Annotated in this window: 15 protein-coding genes; 9 read left to right on the forward strand and 6 right to left on the reverse strand. The window is 75.0% G+C overall.

The window, feature by feature from the left end; translation table 11 throughout:
* Nucleotides 1–63: 63 nt before the first annotated feature.
* Nucleotides 64–1,272, reverse strand: coding sequence for an ROK family transcriptional regulator (locus tag ACFVFS_RS27035; protein WP_380627300.1), 1,209 nt, complete (start codon nt 1,270–1,272; stop codon nt 64–66).
* Nucleotides 1,273–1,425: 153 nt separating this feature from the next.
* Between ACFVFS_RS27035 and ACFVFS_RS27040 the strand changes: the two genes are divergently transcribed.
* The 9 genes from ACFVFS_RS27040 to ACFVFS_RS27080 all read left to right on the forward strand — a co-directional run bounded on the left by ACFVFS_RS27040 (nt 1,426) and on the right by ACFVFS_RS27080 (nt 9,202).
* Nucleotides 1,426–2,673: an MFS transporter gene (locus tag ACFVFS_RS27040; RefSeq protein WP_380627301.1), complete on the forward strand. Its 1,248-nt coding sequence runs from the start codon at nt 1,426–1,428 to the stop codon at nt 2,671–2,673.
* 93 nt (nt 2,674–2,766) lie between these two features.
* Nucleotides 2,767–3,564 (forward strand): dienelactone hydrolase family protein, encoded by a 798-nt coding sequence (locus ACFVFS_RS27045; RefSeq protein ID WP_380627302.1) that lies wholly within the window; start codon nt 2,767–2,769, stop codon nt 3,562–3,564.
* Nucleotides 3,561–4,145, forward strand: a complete 585-nt coding sequence (locus ACFVFS_RS27050; protein WP_380627303.1) for an RICIN domain-containing protein — start codon at nt 3,561–3,563, stop codon at nt 4,143–4,145. The genes ACFVFS_RS27045 and ACFVFS_RS27050 overlap by 4 nt, the downstream gene beginning before the upstream one ends.
* Nucleotides 4,146–4,200: 55 nt before the next feature.
* Nucleotides 4,201–4,728: an RICIN domain-containing protein gene (locus ACFVFS_RS27055; RefSeq protein ID WP_380627304.1), complete on the forward strand. Its 528-nt coding sequence runs from the start codon at nt 4,201–4,203 to the stop codon at nt 4,726–4,728.
* A gap of 43 nt (nt 4,729–4,771) precedes the next feature.
* Nucleotides 4,772–5,278: an RICIN domain-containing protein gene (locus ACFVFS_RS27060; protein ID WP_380627305.1), complete on the forward strand. Its 507-nt coding sequence runs from the start codon at nt 4,772–4,774 to the stop codon at nt 5,276–5,278.
* A gap of 67 nt (nt 5,279–5,345) precedes the next feature.
* Nucleotides 5,346–6,125: a TVP38/TMEM64 family protein gene (locus ACFVFS_RS27065; RefSeq protein WP_380627306.1), complete on the forward strand. Its 780-nt coding sequence runs from the start codon at nt 5,346–5,348 to the stop codon at nt 6,123–6,125.
* 353 nt (nt 6,126–6,478) lie between these two features.
* Nucleotides 6,479–6,871, forward strand: coding sequence for a cell division protein SepF (locus ACFVFS_RS27070; RefSeq protein ID WP_376080555.1), 393 nt, complete (start codon nt 6,479–6,481; stop codon nt 6,869–6,871).
* Nucleotides 6,872–7,014: 143 nt separating this feature from the next.
* On the forward strand, nt 7,015–7,569 hold the full coding sequence (locus tag ACFVFS_RS27075; RefSeq protein WP_380627307.1) for a TetR/AcrR family transcriptional regulator: 555 nt from the start codon (nt 7,015–7,017) through the stop codon (nt 7,567–7,569).
* A gap of 49 nt (nt 7,570–7,618) precedes the next feature.
* The gene (locus tag ACFVFS_RS27080; RefSeq protein ID WP_380627309.1) at nt 7,619–9,202 is read left to right on the forward strand and encodes an MFS transporter; all 1,584 of its coding nucleotides are present in this window, start codon (nt 7,619–7,621) and stop codon (nt 9,200–9,202) included.
* Between the two features lie 134 nt (nt 9,203–9,336).
* Here the strand turns inward: ACFVFS_RS27080 and ACFVFS_RS27085 are convergent, their stop codons facing one another.
* The 5 genes from ACFVFS_RS27085 to ACFVFS_RS27105 all read right to left on the reverse strand — a co-directional run bounded on the left by ACFVFS_RS27085 (nt 9,337) and on the right by ACFVFS_RS27105 (nt 17,753).
* Entirely contained in the window at nt 9,337–11,802 is a 2,466-nt protein-coding gene (locus ACFVFS_RS27085) for a SpoIIE family protein phosphatase (RefSeq protein WP_380627310.1), read from the reverse strand.
* Nucleotides 11,803–11,946: 144 nt separating this feature from the next.
* Nucleotides 11,947–12,567, reverse strand: coding sequence for a TetR/AcrR family transcriptional regulator (locus tag ACFVFS_RS27090; RefSeq protein ID WP_380627311.1), 621 nt, complete (start codon nt 12,565–12,567; stop codon nt 11,947–11,949).
* A gap of 127 nt (nt 12,568–12,694) precedes the next feature.
* A complete protein-coding gene (locus ACFVFS_RS27095; RefSeq protein WP_380627312.1) occupies nt 12,695–14,287 on the reverse strand; it encodes an AMP-binding protein in 1,593 nt (530 codons plus the stop codon).
* Nucleotides 14,288–14,611: 324 nt separating this feature from the next.
* Nucleotides 14,612–15,784: an acyl-CoA dehydrogenase family protein gene (locus ACFVFS_RS27100; RefSeq protein ID WP_380627313.1), complete on the reverse strand. Its 1,173-nt coding sequence runs from the start codon at nt 15,782–15,784 to the stop codon at nt 14,612–14,614.
* A 13-nt stretch (nt 15,785–15,797) separates the two neighbouring features.
* On the reverse strand, nt 15,798–17,753 hold the full coding sequence (locus ACFVFS_RS27105; protein ID WP_380627314.1) for a biotin carboxylase N-terminal domain-containing protein: 1,956 nt from the start codon (nt 17,751–17,753) through the stop codon (nt 15,798–15,800).
* Nucleotides 17,754–17,760 lie beyond the last annotated feature (7 nt).

Here is a 17,760-nt window from a genome sequence, read left to right on the forward strand (position 1 = left end):
CCCGCCCGGTCCCGGCCCCGCGGCCCATCCTGCCGTACCGCCCGGTCGGGGGCGCACACGCCCTTACGGTTCGCCGAAGAGGTCCCGGCGGACGGCGTCGCCCGCGGTGAGCACGGCGCCGCTGAGCACCGCCCCGCCGCCCGCCTCGCCGGGGCGGACCTCGGTGCGCAGCGGCGAGAGGCCGGCCAGCCGCCGTTCGACCCGGGCGGCGAGTTCGGCTCCGCCGGCCCGGCCGATCTCGCCGCCGAGCACGACGCAGCCGGGGTCGAGGACCACGCAGACCGCCGAGACGCCGACGGCGACCCGCTCGGCGAGCGCGTCCAGGAACGGCCCGCCGGGCCGCCCGTCGCCGAGCGCGTCGAGGGCGGCGCGGACGGCGGCCTCGGCGGCGGGGGCGTCGTCGGCCGGATCGGCGGGCAGCCCGTGCTCGCGGGCCAGCGCGCAGACGGCGGCGCTGCCGGCCAGGCCGTGGAAGCCGCCCTCGCAGCCGGTCGCGGAGGGCAGGCCGGTGGTGCCGGGGACGGGCAGGAAGCAGATCTCGCCGGTGCCGCCGCGGGCGCCGCGGCGCAGCTTGCCGTCCAGCACGACGGCGGCGCCGACGCTGTGGCCGAGCCAGACCAGCACGAAGTCGTCCCGGCCGCGGGCCGCGCCGATCCGGTACTCGGCGCGCCCGGCGAGGTTGACCTCGTTCTCCAGGATGACGTCGGTGCCGGGCAGGTCGTCCAGGGCGGCGAGCAGTGCGGCGTGCCAGGAGGGCAGTTCGCCGGTGGACTGCAGGCGGCCGGTGGCGGGGTCGACCAGGCCGGGGGCTCCGACGGCGACGGTGTGCAGGTGCTCGACGCCGGCCCGGCGGGCGGTGTCGAGCAGGGTGCGGACGATCCGGCCGGCGGCGGCGCGGTGGGCGGCGGGGTCGCCGCCGGACTCGTCGACGGTGAGCTCGGCGGCGCCCAGGGTCTGCCCGGCCAGGTCGGCGACGACCAGGGTGACGCCGCCGGAGCGGACGTCGACCGCGCCGAGGTGGGCGCGGGAGGCGACCAGGGCGTAGAGCCGGGCGTTGGGGCCGCGCCGCTGTTCGCCGCGTTCGCCGACGACGGCGACCAGGCCGGTCCGCTGGAGCCGGTCGAGCAGGTCGGCGACCGTGGGCCGGGAGAGGCCGGTGAGGCCGCGCAGCTCGGTCGCGGTGAGTGGTCCCTGGTCGAGCAGCAGGTTGAGCGCCAACCGGTCGTTGATCGCCCGGGCGGTGCTCGGCGTGGCCGTTCGCGCGGTGGTCATGGCCGGACATCCTTCCAGAGTGTTTCTATCAGGGTTCCTTCCTGATAATTTATCGAACCGTCGCCGCACCGCCACGGCCGACGGGCACCACACCGCCACCACACCGCCCCCAGGGCACCGCCGCGCCGCGCGCGGCAGGGAGGGAAGAGCCGGATGACCACCACCCCGACCCCAGCAGGACCACCGTTCGGCGGTGCGCGCGCCGCACGCCGCGCGCGCGTCGCCGTCGCCCTCACCTTCGCCGTGCACGGCGCCGTCGGCGGCACCTTCGTCAGCCGGATCCCGTGGATCCAGAACCACCTGGGCCTCTCCGCCGGCCAGCTCGGCCTGGCCCTGGTGATGCCCGCCATCGGCTCCTCCCTCGCGATGCCGCTGGCCGGCCGGGTGGTCCACCGCTTCGGCGGGCGGGCCGCGGTCGCCGGACTGCTGTCGCTCTGCTGCGTCGGCCTGGCGCTGCCCGTGCTCGCCCCCTCGCTGCCGGTGCTCTGCCTGTTCCTGCTGGCCTACGGCGCGACGGCGGGCATGTCGGACGTGGCGATGAACGCGCAGGGCGTGGAGATCGAGCAGCGGCTCGGCCGCTCCATCATGTCGGGCCTGCACGGGATGTGGAGCGCGGGCGGGCTGGTGGCGGCCGGCGTCGCCATCCTGGCCGCCCATCAGGACTTCGACCCCCGGGTACAGATCGGCGTCACCGCCTTCGTCCTGCTGGCCCTCGTCCACCTGATCTGCGGGACGCTGCCGGACCTGCGCGCGCCCGAGCAGGCCGAGGCGCCGCCGCGGTTCGCGCTGCCGCCGCGCAGCTCGCTGGTGATCGGGCTGGTCGGCTTCTGCGCGGTGTTCGCCGAGGGCGCCTCGATGGACTGGAGCGGCGTCTACCTGCGCGACGTCACCGGCGCCTCGCCCACCGTGGCGGCCGCCGCCTACACCGCGTTCTCGCTCACCATGGCGGTCAGCCGGCTGGCCGGCGACGCGGCGATCCGCCGGCTCGGCGCCGTCCGGGCCACCCGGCTGAGCGGCGCCGTCGCCACCGCCGGCGGGGTGCTGGTGGTCGCCGCCGACCGCCCCGCGCTCGCCATCCCCGGGTTCGCGCTGATCGGCGTCGGCGTCGCCGTGGTGGTCCCGCTGGCCTTCGCCGCGGCCGGCCGGAGCGGCGGCAACCCCAGCCAGGCCATCGCCGGCGTCGCCACCGTCACCTACACCTCGGGCCTGATCGCCCCCGCGATCGTCGGCGGTCTCGCCCAGGCCACCTCGCTCACCGCCTCCTTCGGCGTGGTCACCGCGCTGTCCGCGGCCCTGATGCTGAGCGCGGGCGCATTGCGCCGCGCCGAGGAGCACCCCTCGGTAATCGTGACCACTCCGGAATCGAAGCGGTCTTTCGAAAAAAATACGTCTGCGATATGATCTGAAATTCCGTGGGGAATTCTCGCTAGCATCTCGGACCGCCGGGCACGCACACCGCGTGCCCGGCGGTTCCGCGACCGCGAAGGATTTCCCATGTGCTACGAGACCGACGCCGCGCCGCCCCGCTTCACCCCCGCCGGCCACGCCCTCGCCGAGGCCGCCGCACTCAACCTGACCTCGGCCGACGGCACCGCGGTCGGCGCCTTCCTGGCCCGCCCCGAGCACCCCGCTGGGCCCGGCGTGCTCGTCCTGCCGGACAACAGGGGCCTTTCCGGTTTCTACCGGCGGACCGCGGTCCGGCTCGCCGAACAGGGATTCCCGGCGCTCGTCGTCGACTATTACGGGCGCACCGCCGGCGCCGACCCCGAGCGCCGCGCGCCGGAATTCGGGGAGTTCCCGAATCTGCTGCCGCACCTGCTCGCGCTCACCCCCGAGGGACTCGACGCCGACCTCACCGCGGGCGCCGACCACCTGCGCGCGCTCGGCGCCGCCGAGGTCGTCGCGCTCGGCTTCTGCTTCGGCGGCCGCCAGGCCTTCCGCGCCGCCGCGCCGCGCTTCGGCCTGGCCGGCGCGGTCGGCTTCTACGGCTACCCCGACACCCTCAACGGCGCCCCCGGGCCGACCCAGCTCGCCGCCGGGCTGACCGCGCCGATCCTCGCCTTCTGGGGCGGCGCCGACGAGCACATCCCGTCCAGCGCGGTCGCCGCCTTCGACGCCGCGCTGACCGAGGCCGGCTGTGCGCACGAGTTCACGACCTTTCCGCAGGCTCCGCACAACTATTTCGAACTCGCGGCGGTCCAACACCTCGACGCCGCACGGGCGTCGTGGCACCGACTCCTTAACTTCCTGTCCGAGCGCACCATCCGCCGCACCTCAGGAGGACACCCGTGACCGACTCCGCCCCCACCCACAGACGCCGCACCCGCGCCGCCCTGCTCGCCCTCACCGCCGCCCTCGCCACCGCACTCCCGATCGCCGGAACCGGCACGGCCCACGCGGAGATGATCCCGCACTGGAGTCCCTCTTTCGAGCTCCGCAACGTGGCCACCAACAAGTGCCTAGAGGTCGCGGACTGGCGCAAGGACGACGGGGCCCCGGTCCGCCAGTGGACCTGCCACGGCGGCCGCAACCAGCAGTGGATGATGAACACCAACTTCGAGCTGGTCTCCGCCAACAGCGGAACGTGCCTGACCGTCCCCGGCGGTAGCACCGTTCCCCCCGACGGCAACGTCCCGTGGGGCGCCCAGCTGTTCATCCAGACCTGCATGCGCCAGGGGTTCCAGTGGTGGGGCGCACCCGGTGTCAACAGCCCCTCGGTCGGGACCGTGTCCCCGATGCGCTACAGCGTGGTGGCCGACGTGGCGGGCGGTGACCCCTCCGACGGCGCCCCGGTCATCGCCTGGGGCTACAACGGCGGCGCCAACCAGTACTGGATCGGGCTCCAGCCTCCTGTCACTCTTGTCCCCCGCTGAACCGGCGGCCCGTCCGACGGGCCGCCACCCTCTCCCATCACCCCGAGGAACCACCATGTCCTTCCGCACCATCTCCTCCGCCGCCGTCCTCGCGCTGGCCGCCGGGCTGGCCCTCGCCGGCCCGGCGTCCGCCGCGCCGGCGCCGTACACCGCGCCGTTCACCATCTCCAACCTCAACTCCGGCAAGTGCCTGGAGGTCGCCGACTGGGGCACCGGCAACGGCGCCGCCGTGCGCCAGTGGAGCTGTCACGGCGGCGACAACCAGAAGTGGTACTGGACCGCCGCCCACGAGCTGGTCAACGTCCACAGCGGCAAGTGCCTGGACAACCCCGGGTACAGCACCGTCCCCGGCACCCGGCCGGTGATCTGGGACTGCAACGCCGGCACCAACCAGAAGTGGACCGAGGTCCTGGCGCACTCCGGGAGCCGCTACTACCTCAACGAGGTCAGCAAGCTCGCCCTGGACGTCGCGGGCGGCTCCAAGGACGACGGCGCGCCCGTCATCCAGTGGCCCATGGGCCCCTCCGGCGCCTCCTACAACCAGATCTGGTTCCCGTCGGACTTCACCGACGGCCCGCGCTGAGCACCGCCCCGCCTTCCGCGCACACCCCACGCAGGAGGAAACCATGACCACGCCCCGGCGCGCCCTCGCCGCCCGTCTCGGCACCGCCGCCGTCCTCGCCGCGGCCCTCGCCCCGGCACTGCCGGCCGCTCCGGCCGCGGCCGCCGACAGGCTGCTCACCAGCGTCAACAACGCCGCCACGAGCAAGTGCCTGGAGGTCGCCGACTGGCGCACCGACAACGGCGCCCCGGTCCGCCAGTGGACCTGCACCGGCGGCGACAACCAGAAGTGGATCCGGACCGACGCCCACGAGTACGTGAACGTGCACAGCGGCAAGTGCCTGGACATCCCCGGGTACAGCACCGCGCCCGGCACCCGGGCCGTCCAGTGGAGCTGCAACCGCGGGCTCAACCAGGCCTGGACCGAGACCGTCGTCCACCACAGCGGCATCCACACCCTCACCAACCAGCACAGCCTGCTCGTACTCGACCTCTTCGGCTTCCTCCGCGACGACGGCGCCCCGGTCGGCCAGTGGGAGCCCAACGGCGGCCTCAACCAGGTCTGGTTCTAGGCCCCCCGCCCCCGGTGGGCCCGGCACCGGTGCCGGACCCACCGGGGGCGCCGGTTAGGCTCTGCGCGTGCCCACAGCCGTGACACCCCCGCCGCCCTCCGACCTGGCCGCCCCGGAGCCCGCACCGCAGCCCGCACCGCAGGCCGCGCCGCCGCCGGGCGGTCGCGGTGCCGCGCCGCGCCCCCAGGTGTCGCGGGCGGCGTGGCTGCGGCTCGCGCTGCTGCTGGCGATCCTGGCGGCGGCGGCCGGTTCCCTCCTGCTGTGGAGCCCGACCGCGCTGCTCGACGGCGGCCTCTCGGCCGGGACCCCGTGGTACACCCGGGCGCCGCTGTTCGTCGCGGTGTACGCGGTGGGCACGACGGCGTTCTTCCCCCGGCCCGCCCTCAACGCGGCGGCCGGGCTGCTGCTGGGCGTGCGGGAGGGCACCGCGCTGGCCGTCCTCGGCACCGCGCTCGGCGCCGCGCTCGCGTTCTGGCTGTGCCGCCGGCTCGGCCGGGAGGCGCTGCGCCCGCACCTGCGGGGACGGCTGCTGCTCGCGCTCGACCGGCGCTTCAGCGAGCAGGGGTTCCGCAGCGTGTTCCTGCTGCGACTGCTGCCCGGGCTGCCGTTCCAGGCCGGCAACGTCGGCGCGGCCTTCTCCGGCGTGCGGTTCCTGCCCTTCGTGACCGCGACCGCGCTGGGCGCGGCCCCGCTGACCGCCGTCTACGTCACCGCGGCGGCCACCGCGCGCGAGCCGGGGTCGGCGGGCTTCCTGCTCTCGGCCGGGGCGATCGTGCTGCTCGGACTGGTGAGCCTGGTCTCGGCGGTGCGGGGTGTGCTGCGCCGCAGGCGCGCGGCCATGGGCTGAGCGCCGGGCGCCCGAGCCGACGCGCCGGGCGCGCAACACGCGGATCCCGCTCCGCCGAGCGGGTCCGTTGTCGGTGCCGCGTGAGATCTTTCCCGCATTGTTGACAGAAGGTCAATTGCGCGGCGGACCCGACCGATATCTTCTACGCGCGCAACCGTACGGCTTTGCGCCGCGTCGATTCTCTTGCCCGGGTCCGCCCGGGCCGTCGGCACGGCGCGACTCGTACGGGGGGCGCGAGCGGGCGCGAGACCGGTGATCAGTGCGATACTCGGACAGTTCCGACGAGTGGATGACGTGTCAAAAGGGCACGCGCACCGGGGGACCTGTACGGAACAGAGGCAGGGAGGCGCGGCATGGGAGCACTTCGCGACGAGCACCACAACGGGTGGCTGATGCCCTCCGGGAGCTACCCGGCCGCGGTGTACGAGGACGAGTGGGTCGAGCAGGAGACGGTACCGTCCTCCCCGGCCCCGACGAGGATCGTGTCCCTGCGGCCGACCGGGTTCGAGGCGGCCCGCACGGTGGGCGAGCACATCCGGGCGAGCACCCCGGTGGTCATGGACCTCACCGAGATGGAGGAGGCCGAGGCCAAGCGGATGGTGGACTTCGCCTCCGGCCTGATCTTCGGCACCCGCGGCGGCATCGAGCGGATCGCCCGCCGGGTGTTCCTGCTCACCCCGGCGGACGTCGAGGTGATGGTGATCGACCGCCCGCTGGACGAGACCGGCTTCTACAACCAGAGCTGACCGGCCACGACCGGTAGGAGAACCGGGGACGGCACCCGCCGTCCCCGGTTCTCTGCTGTCCGGGCCCGGTACGGGCGCGCCTCGAACGAGACACCGGAAGTAATTCTGAGACACGGGCGTCTCATCCGAGGTACCCTCGTTCCATGGCCACCGACCGTGACTCCGTGCTCGAAGCCGCCGTCGGCGTGCTCTCCCGCCGCCCGACCGCCCACCTCGACGAGATCGCCCGCGCGGCGGGCATCAGCCGCGCCACCCTGCACCGGCTCTTCCCGGGCCGGGAGGCCCTGATCCGCGAGGTCGGCATGCTCGCGCTGCAGCGCCTGGCCGCCGCGCTCGACACCGCCGCGGTCGAGGAGGGCGACGCGCACGACGCGCTGCGCCGGCTGATCGACGAGATCGTCCCGGACGCCATGCTCTGCGCCTACCTGACCGGCGAGAGCCAGCTCTACGACGACGAGGCGGTCAACGACCTCTGGGAGGCCCAGATCGCCCGCACGCAGGCGCTCTTCCTGCGCGGGCAGCAGCAGGGGGTCTTCCGCATCGAGCTCTCCGCGGCCTGGCTCAGCGAGGCGTTCTTCGACCTGCTCGCCGGGATCGGCTGGGCCGTCCAGGACGGCCGGCTGGCCTCGCGGGACGCCACCTTCTCGCTCGCCGAGCTGTTCCTCGGCGGCGCCCTGCGAACGCCGCGCCCGCACTGATCCTCCCCCACCCACCGCACCTCGGACCGGAAACCGGACACCGATACCCATGAGCAGCACCGTCCACCTCCAGCCCCGCCAGCGCTGGACCGGCCTCGCCGTCCTCGTCCTGGCCGTCACCCTGGTCGCCGTCGACGCGACCGTCCTCTCCCTGGCCATCCCCTCGATCAGCGAGACCCTGCGCCCCAGCGGCACCCAACTGCTCTGGATCGGCGACGCCTACTCCTTCGTGCTGGCCGGCCTGCTGGTCTCGATGGGCGCGCTCAGCGACCGGATCGGCCGCAAGCGGCTGCTGCTGGCCGGGGCCACCGCCTTCGGCGCCGCCTCGCTGCTCGCCGCCTACGCGCCCGGCGCCGGCTGGCTGATCCTGGCCCGCGTGCTGCTCGGCGTGGCCGGGGCGACCATCATGCCGTCCACCCTCTCGCTGATCCGCACGCTCTTCCCGGACGACCGCGAGCGGGCCACCGCGATCGGCATCTGGGGCGCCGCCGCGTCCGCCGGCGCCGCGCTCGGCCCGGTGGTCGGCGGGGTGCTGCTGGAGCACTTCTGGTGGGGCTCGGTGTTCCTGCTGAACATCCCGGTGCTCCTGCTGCTGCTGGTCTTCGGCGCCTGGCTGCTGCCGGAGTCCCGGGACCCGAAGCCGGGCCGCTGGGACGTGCTGAGCGTGCTGCTGTCGCTCGCCGGTGTGATCGGCGTGGTCTATGCGATCAAGGAGGCCGCGGCGAACGGCGTCGACCGCTGGGACGTGCCGGTGGCGGGCCTGCTCGGGGCGCTGGCGCTGGTCGTCTTCGTCCGCCGCCAGCTGCGGCTGGAGACCCCGCTGCTGGACGTCCGGCTCTTCGGCGACCGGCGCTTCACCGCCGCCGTGCTGGCCTCGCTGATCGCGCTGATCGGGCTCTCCGGCATCGTCTTCGTGACCTCCCAGTACCTGCAGCTGGTCCGCGGCTTCCCGCCGCTGAAGGCGGGGCTGGCCGAGCTGCCGGCCTTCGCCGGCGCGATGGCCGGCGGTCTGCTGACCGCCCGGCTGGTGCGCCGCACCGGCGCCCGCACCGCGCTCACCCTCGGCCTGCTGGCGATGGGCGCCGGGCTGGGGCTGCTCGGCTGGATCCAGCAGGACACCACGTACCTGCTGCTGGCCGCCGCCTTCCTGCTGGTCGGCACGGCCGAGGGCGTGGTCTACACGCTCGGCGCGGACCTGGTGCTGAGCGCCGCGCCGGGAGACAAGGCCGGCGCCGCCTCGGCGGTCTCCGAGACGGCCTACGAGCTGGGCACCGCGCTCGGCATCGCCCTGGTCGGCTCGCTGGTCGGCGCCCTGTACGCGAACCGGCTGGTGGTCCCGGCCGGGACGGACCCGGCGGCGGCCGCGCAGGCCGGCGAGTCGCTGGGCGGTGCGGTGGAGGCGGCGCACCGGCTGCCGGAGACCCTCGCCGGGCCACTGCTGGCGAGCGCCAAGGAGGCGTTCGTGCACGGCGTGAACGTGGCCGGGATGATGGCGGGCGCGCTGCTGCTGGGCGCGGCGGTGCTGGCCTGGCGGCTGCTGCGGGGCCTGGGCGGCGGTGCGGCGGCGGAGCCGGAGGCGATGCAGGAGCCGGTGCCGGCGCAGGAGCGGGCGTCCGAGAAGGCAAACGTCTGAGAAAGCGCACGTCCGAGCAGGCGCACGTCCGAGCAGGCCCGCACCCGAGCAGGCCCGCGCCCGGAAAAGCGGTTCCCCGCACCCCCGCACCCGGGGGGCGGGGAACCGTCGTGTTCGGCGGGCTCCCGGGCGGGTCAGCCGGTGCCGAAGGGCAGTTCCAGCTCCGCCCAGACCACCTTGCCGTCCCGGGTCAGCCGGCTGCCCCAGCGCTGGGCGAGCTCGCTGACCAGGAACATCCCCCGGCCGCCCTCGTCCTGCTCCGCGAAGGGGCGCAGCTGGGGCGTCTGGCCACCGGCGTCGGCGACCTCGACGGTGAGCACCCGGTCGCGGAAGAGCCTCAGTCGGCGCGGGGCGTCGGCGTGCAGCAGGGCGTTCGTGACCAGCTCGCTGACCAGCAGCTCGGCGTAGTCGGAGAGCGCGCCCAGGCCCCAGCCGTCGAGCGTGGCGCGGGTGAAGCGGCGGGCCTTGCCGGGCAGTCGGCCGCCGCCGGTGAGCGGGAGGGTGGCGACCCGGTCGGCGGGCAGCGGCAGCACCCGGGCCATGATCATCGCGATGTCGTCGTCGCTGCCGCCGCTGACCAGCGCGCCGAGTACGGCGTCGCAGTTCTCCTCCAGGGTCCGACCGGGGCCGGACAGGGTGCGGGCGAGCAGGTCGATGCCGTCGTCGAGGTCCTGGCCGCGCCGTTCGACCAGCCCGTCGGTGTAGAGGGCGACCATGCCGCCCTCGGGGAGGGTGAACTCGACCGACTCGAAGGCCACCCCGCCGACGCCGAGCGGCACACCCGGCGGCATCTCGACCCGGCGGGGCGTGCCGTCCGGGGCGACCCAGACGGGCGGCAGGTGTCCGGCGGAGGCGACCTGCAGGGTGCGCTCCAGCGGGTCGTAGACCGCGCAGATACAGGTGGCGAACTGGCCCTCGCCGATGCCGGAGGCGGTCTCGTCGAGCCGGGTGAGCACCTGCTCGGGCGGCATGTCGAGGGTGGCCAGGGTGCGGGCGACGGTGCGCAGCTGGCCCATCGTGGCGGCGGCCCTGATGCCGTGGCCCATGACGTCGCCGACGACCAGCGCGACCCGGCCGCACGAGAGCGGCACGACGTCGAACCAGTCTCCGCCGACCTCGCTGGTGACGCTGGAGGGCAGGTAGCGGTAGGCGATCTCCAGGCCGAGGGTGCGGTGGATCTCCTGGGGCAGCAGGCTGCGCTGGAGGGTGAGCGCGGTCTCCCGCTCGCGGCGGTAGAGGCGGGCGTTGTCGATGGCCAGGGCGGTGCGGGCGACGAGTTCCTCGGCGAGCGCGACATCGGCGGCGGTGAAGGACTCCGGGTTGCGCATCCGGATGAACTCGGCGCCGCCGAGGACCATGCCCCGGGCGGTGACCGGCAGCATCAGGTACGAGTGGATCCCGGCTTCGAGGCCGGGGGCGACCCGGTCGGGGCTGGCGACGAGACCGCGCAGCACCTCGGCGTCGACGTGGGCGCGCAGCAGCGGGCGCCCGCTGCGCAGGCACTGGGTGTAGCTGCGCTCGGGGGCGTACTCGGAGACCTCGCCGACGACGTCGACGGCGTGCGCGAGCCCGGTGTCGTAGGACTCGCCGACCGCGACGGCGCGCAGCTGCACACCGCGGTCCTCCGGGATGGGGGTGGGTTCGGCGCCGCGCAGCACGGTTTCCAGCAGGTCGACGGTGGCGAAGTCGGCGAACCGCGGGACGACGGCCTCGATGAGCTCCTCGGCGGTGCGCTTGAGGTCGAGGGTGGTGCCGATCCGGGCGGTGGCCTCGGCGATGGTGGCCAGGCGCTCCTGGGCGCGGGCGGCGCGGGCCTCGGCCTGGAAGCGCTCGGTGACGTCGATGATCGAGGAGCAGACGCCGAAGACCCGGCCGGTGGAGTCCTCCAGCCGGAAGTAGGAGGCGGACCAGGCGCGGTCGCGGCGCGGGTCGCCGGGCACCCGGCCGTGCGAGCGGGCGTCGACCACCGGGCGGCCGGTGGCCAGCACCTGCTTCATGATCTGTTCTATCTCGGTGCTGTTGATGCCGGGCAGGATGCTGCTGATCCGCCGTCCGAGGTGGTCGGCGACGGGCAGGCCGTTCATCCGGGCCAGTGACTCGTTGAGCCGGACGTACCGCAGCTCGGTGTCGTAGACGGCCATCCCGATCGGGGACTGCCCGAAGATGCCGTCGAGGACGGCGAGGTCGGCCTCCACCCGGTGCAGGGCGGCGGTGTCGGAGGCGGTGGCGAGCAGCAGCAGGGTGCCGCCGGGCCCGGCGATCGGGTAGGTGCGGAACTCCAGCTCGACGGTGTGGCCGTCCCGGTGGCGGACCGGGAGGACCCCGGACCAGCCCTTGCCGCCGAGGATCCGCTCGAAGAGTTCGAGGACCTCGGGGCGGTCGTCCTCGTCGGTGAGCAGCCGGGCGGCGTGGCTGCCGACGGCCTCCTCGGCGGTCCAGCCGAGCAGGGCCTCGGCGTCCTCACTCCAGTGCAGGATCAGCCCGTCGTCCTGGAGCAGGGCGGTGGCGAGCGGGACGAGGCGATGGCCGTCCAGGCGTGCGGGGCTGGCGCCGGCGCCGGGGCCGGTGGCATTGGTGGCGTCCCACTCGTCTCTCCGCATGATCAGGCTGCATCCCGGTTCGGCTCGTGCCCGGCCGGGCGGGCCTCGCGGTCCGTGCGGCCGGGGTTCTCCTCCAGACTGCACGGACATCGACCGCCCGGCGACCCCTTGGTGAGGGGCACCGGTCGTCCAGGTGTACGGGCGTCATGGGCCTACCGGCCGCAGCGTACTCTCCAGAAGGCCCGCCCACTGCCGGATCACCCCGGATCGTCGGGCGCCGTCGTCGGTGAGCAGGTTGGCGAGGCCGAGTCCGCGGGCCATGTCGAGGGTGGCCTGCACGGTTTCGCGCACCCCGGGCCGGGTCTCGTCGGCGCCGAGGAACTCGACGGCGGCGCGGTGGGCCTCGCGGCCGACGCGCCCCTCCAGTCCGATGATCCGCTCGCGCAGTGGTTCCTCGGTGGCGGCGGCGACCCAGAGGTGGAGGGCGGCGCGGAACAGCGGGCCGGTGTAGAGGCGGACGATCATGTCCACGACGGCCTCGGTACGGGCCGGACCGGCCTCCGGCAGCGCGTCCGCATGGGCGCGGACGGCGGCGAGCCGCTCGGCGGTGACGTGCTCGACGGCCGCGGTGAAGAGGTCCTCCCGGGTCGGGAAGTGGTGCTGGGCGGCGCCCCGGGAGACGCCGGCCCGTTCGGCCACGACGGCGACCGTGGAGCCGTTCCAGCCGAGCTCGGCGAGGCAGTCGACCGCCGCCCCGAGCAGCCGGGCCCGGGTCGCGCGGCTGCGGTCCTGCTGGGGGGTGCGGGCGGCCGGTTGGGAGGTCATCTGCGGCGGCGCTTCCTGTCCGTGCGGGGCTGGCGGCCGGTCGATCCTCGCAGACGCCCGGGCCGACGGCGGCGGGGACCGGTGCGGCCGGTGGGACGGCCGCACCCGTGGACGCCGGCGGACGGGTTCAGCGGGCGGCGGCGGCCTCGCGTTCGCGCAGCTCGCGGCGGAGGATCTTGCCGGCCGGGGACTTCGGCACGGCGTCCAGGAACTCCACCGCGCGCACCTTCTTGTACGGCGCCACCTGGCCGGCCACGAAGGCCGCGACCTCCTGCTCGGTGAGCACGCTGCCGGGGGCGCGGACCACGAAGGCCTTGGGGCACTCGGTGCCCTCGGCGTCGCGCACGCCGATCACCGCGGCGTCGGCGATCTGCGGGTGGCTGAGCAGCAGCGCCTCCAGCTCGGCGGGGGCGACCTGGTAGCCCTTGTACTTGATCAGCTCCTTGACCCGGTCGACGATGTGCAGGTAGCCGCGCTCGTCGACGAAGCCGATGTCGCCGGTGTGCAGCCAGCCCTCGGCGTCGACGATGGCGGCGGTGTCGGAGGGGCGGCCGAAGTAGCCCTTCATCACCTGCGGGCCGCGGATCAGCAGCTCGCCGCGCTCCCCGGTGCCGAGGTCGGCGCCGGTGCCGTCGAGGGCGGTGACCCGCAGCTCGGTGGAGGGGACCATCCTGCCGACCGAGCCCGGGGAGGGGTCCGGGTCGGTCGGGTCCATCACGTGGCTGACCGGGGAGAGCTCGGTCATGCCGTAGCCCTGGAGGATGTGCGTCAGCCCGAGCCGGCGGGCGCAGGCCTCGGCGAGGTCGAGATCCAGCGGGGCGGCGGCGCACAGCAGGTACTCCACCGAGGAGAGGTCGTACTGCTCGACCACCGGGTGCTTGGCGAGGGCGAGGACGATCGGCGGGGCGGCGAGCACGGACTGCACGCGCTGGTCCTGGACGGTGCGGCAGAACTGCTCCAGGTCGAAGCGGGGCAGCACCACCACGGTGGCGCCGCAGCGCAGCGGCTGCTGGAGGAGGGCGGCGAGGCCGTAGATGTGGAAGAAGGGGAGGACGGCGAGGACGCGCTCGCCGGGCTTGGGACGGAAGACGGCGTCGGTCTGGGCGAGGTTGGTGGCGATCGAGCGGTGGGTGAGCATCACGCCCTTGGGCAGCCCCGTGGTACCGCTGGAGTAGGGCAGGACGGCCACCGCCTCGGCCGGGTCGAGCGCGAGTTCGGGCACGGGGCCGGTGGCGGCGAGCAGGTCGGCGAGCGAGAGGTGGCCCTCGGCGCCGTCCAGCACGACGATCCCGGCGAGCGGGCGACCGTCCGCGGCGAGCCGGTCGGCCGCGGCCCGGGCGGTGTCCAGGAACGGCGAGACGGTGATCAGCCAGCGGGCGCCGCTGTCCATGAGCTGGCCGGTGAGTTCGCCCTGGGTGGTGAGCGAGGGGACCGGGGTGACCGTGGCACCGGCCCGGGTGGCGCCGAAGAAGGCCATCGGGTAGCGGATGCTGTTGGGGCTGAACAGCGCCACCACATCGCCCTGGCGGACACCCGCCGCGGCGAGTCCGGCGGCCACCCTCCCTACGGCGTAGGCGAGTTGAGCGTAGCTGACGGTCTCGCCGGTGATCCCGTCGATGAGGGCGGGCCGGTCGCCGTGGCGCTCGGCCTCGCCGAGGACGGCGTCGTGCAGGGCGAGGTCGACGATGCCGACGTCAGGGAACTCGCTGTGGAACACCAAGGCGTGCCTCCTGTGCGGTTGTTGGCGCGGGACGGGACGGCCGGCTGGAGGTCGTGGCGACCGGCCGTGCGGCGTGCGGACAGGAGCATACGGACAGTGGGCGCCCGGTGCGCCCCAGTGACGGACGTTTGGCGGAGCGCGCGGGGCGCAGGGGTGGCGCGGTCCGGCGAATTCCGAGGTCGGGGCGGGTCGGCGGGGTCCCCGGTCCGGAGGTCCGGTCAGATACCAGAACGATGGTGCGACGAGACGTTCGAAGCCGCTGCGCTCCCCGGTCCGAGGCCGCTGCGTTCCCCCGGTCCGAGGCCGCTGCGCCGCCCCGCCGGCTCAGTAGGACCTCGGCAGGCCGAGCGTGTGCTGGGCCACGTAGTTGAGGACCATCTCGCGGCTGACCGGCGCGACCCGGCCGACCCGGGTGGCGGCGAGCAGCGCGGCGAGCCCGTACTCCTGGGTGAGGCCGTTGCCGCCCAGGGTCTGCACGGCCTGGTCGACGGTCCGGGCGGCGGCCTCACCGGCCGCGTACTTGGCCATGTTGGCGGCCTCCCCGGCGGCGGCGTCCTCGCCCGCGTCGTACAGCAGGGCGGCCTTCTGGGTCATCAGCCGGGCCAGTTCGACCTCCACCGCGCACTGGGCGAGCGGGTGCGCGAGGCCCTGGTGGGCGCCGATCGGGGTGGACCAGACGGTGCGGGTGCGCGCGTACTCGACGGCCGTGCCGAGCGCCTGGCGGGCGAGGCCCAGGGAGAACGCGGCGGTCATGATCCGCTCGGGGTTGAGGCCGGCGAACAGGGGCAGCAGCCCGGCGTCCTCGTCCCCGACCAGCGCGTCCGCGGGCAGCCGGACGTCGTCCAGGAAGACCTGGAACTGCCGTTCGGGAGCGACGAGTTCCATCGGGATCGGACGGTACTCGAAGCCGGGCGTGTCGCGCGGGACGACGAACAGGGCGGGCTTCAGCCTCCCGGTGCGGGCGTCCTCGGTACGGGCGACGAACAGCACGGCGTCGCACTGGTCGATCCCGGAGACGAACACCTTGCGGCCGGTCAGCAGCCAGTCCGCGCCGTCACGGCGGGCGACGGTGGAGATCCGGTGGGCGTTGGAGCCGGCGTCCGGCTCGGTGATGCCGAAGGCCATCCGGCGGCTGCCGTCGGCGAGCCCGGGCAGCCAGCGGCGCTTCTGCTCCCCGGTGCCGTAGCGGGCGAGGACGGTGCCGCAGATCGCCGGGGAGACGATCAGCAGCAGCAGCGGGCAGCCGGCGGTGCCGAGTTCCTCCAGCACGATCGCGAGGTCGGCGATCCCGCCGCCGCCCCCGCCGTACTCGGCGGGGAGGTTGACCCCGAGGTAGCCGGCCTTGCCGGCCTCGGCCCAGAGTTCGTCGGCAGGCCGGTGGGCACGGGCCCGGGCGAGGTAGTAGGCGGAGCCGTAGCGGGCGCCGAGGCCGGCGACGGCGCTGCGCAGGGCGCGGCGTTCGGGGGTTTCCAGGAGCTGGCTGCCGATGGCGGACATGCGCGGTCCTTCCTCAGACCTCTTCGGGGGACTGTGCGGGAGGCTGTGCGACGGGTCTCACGACGGCGAGCAGCGCGCCGGTCTCGACCTGCCGGCCCGGAGCGGCGCGGAGTTCGGCCAGGATCCCGTCGGCGGGGGCGGTGATCCGGTGCTCCATCTTCATCGCCTCCAGGACCAGCAGCGGCTGGCCGGCGGTGACGGTGTCGCCGACGGCGGCGGTGGTGCGGACGACGGTGCCGGGCATCGGGGCGAGCAGCGCGCCCGGGTCGGTGCGCACCGGGGCGTCGGGGAAGCGCGGCAGCGCGGTGAGCGCGGTGGCGCCGGCCGGGGTGTCGACGTGCACCCGGTCCCCGTAGCGGGCGACCCGGTAGGCGCGCCGCAGCCCGTCCTCGCGCAGTACGACCAGGTCGGGGGCGGCCTCGACCAGCTCGACGCCCGGGTGGTCCTCGGCGTGCAGGCCGGTGCGGGTGAGCCGGTAGCGGACCTCCCGTTCGGCTCCGTCCTCCGTCCGGTAGCGCTTGAGCTGCGGCTGGGAGGGCAGGTTGCGCCAGCCGGAGGGCAGCGCGGTGCGGCGGGCGGCGGCGTCGGCCAGGGCGGCGGCCAGCGCCGCGCGGTCGGCGCCGCCCCGGTCCGGGGCTGCGGTCAGGGCTTCGGCGTGCTCGGCGAGGAAGCCGGTGTGCAGCCGCCCGGCCAGGAAGGCCGGGTGGCGCAGGGCGCGGACCAGCAGCTCCCGGTTGGTGGCGGGCCCGTGGATCCGGGCGCGGGCGAGCGCGTCCGCCAGCCGCCGGGCGGCGGCCGCCCGGGTCGGCGCCCAGGCGATCACCTTGGCGAGCATCGCGTCGTAGTGCGGGGTGATCTCGGTACCGTCCCGGACCCCGGAGTCCAGGCGCACCCCCCGGCCGGTGAACTCCTCGTGCGGGACGGTGAGTTCCAGTCGGTGCAGGGTGCCGGTGGCGGGCCGCCAGTCGTGCGCCGGGTCCTCGGCGTAGAGCCGGGCCTCGATCGCGTGGCCGTCGGCCGGCGGAGCGGCGGGCCCGGGCAGCGCCCCGCCCTCGGCGACGGCGAGCTGGAGGGCGACCAGGTCGAGGCCGGTGACCGCCTCGGTGACCGGGTGCTCGACCTGCAGCCGGGTGTTCATCTCCAGGAACCAGCAGCGGCCGTCCGGTCCGAGCAGGAACTCGGCCGTCCCGGCGCCGGTGTAGCCGATCGCCTTGGCGGCGGCCACCGCGGCCGTGTGCAGGGCGGCGCGCACGGCCGGGTCCAGCCCGGGCGCGGGGGCCTCCTCGACGACCTTCTGGTGGCGGCGCTGGAGCGAGCAGTCCCGGTCGCCGACCGCCCAGACCGTGCCGTGGGCGTCCGCGAGCAGCTGGACCTCGACGTGCCGGCCGGCGGGCAGGTAGCGCTCGCAGAACACCTCGTCGGAGCCGAACGCCTTGGCGGCCTCGGCGCGGGCGGCGGCGAGTTCGGCCGGCAGGTCGGCGAGCTCGCGCACCACCCGCATGCCGCGCCCGCCCCCGCCGGCCGCCGCCTTGACCAGCAGCGGCAGGTCGGCCCCGGTGGGTGCGTCCAGCGCGTCGAGGACGGGCACCCCGGCGGCGGCCATCAGGCGTTTGGCGGCGGTCTTGGAGCCCATCGCCTCGATCGCCGCCGGCTCGGGGCCGACCCAGAGCAGCCCGGCCGCCCGCACCGCGCGGGCGAAGGCGGCGTCCTCGGAGAGGAAGCCGTAGCCCGGGTGGACGGCGTCGGCGCCGGCGGCGAGCGCGGCCTCGACGATCAGCGCGCCGCGCAGGTAGGTGTCGGCGGGCGCGGCACCGGGCAGCCGCACCGCGGCGTCGGCCTCGCGGACGTGCGCGGCGTCGGCGTCCGGGTCCGCGTACACGGCGGTGGTGGCGATGCCCAGGTCTCGGCAGGTGCGGAAGATCCGGCGGGCGATCTCGCCCCGGTTGGCGACCAGCAGGTTGGTGATCACGTGGTGT

The sequence above is a fragment of the Kitasatospora sp. NPDC057692 genome (assembly GCF_042799475.1).
Classification (GTDB): Bacteria; Actinomycetota; Actinomycetes; order Streptomycetales; family Streptomycetaceae; genus Kitasatospora.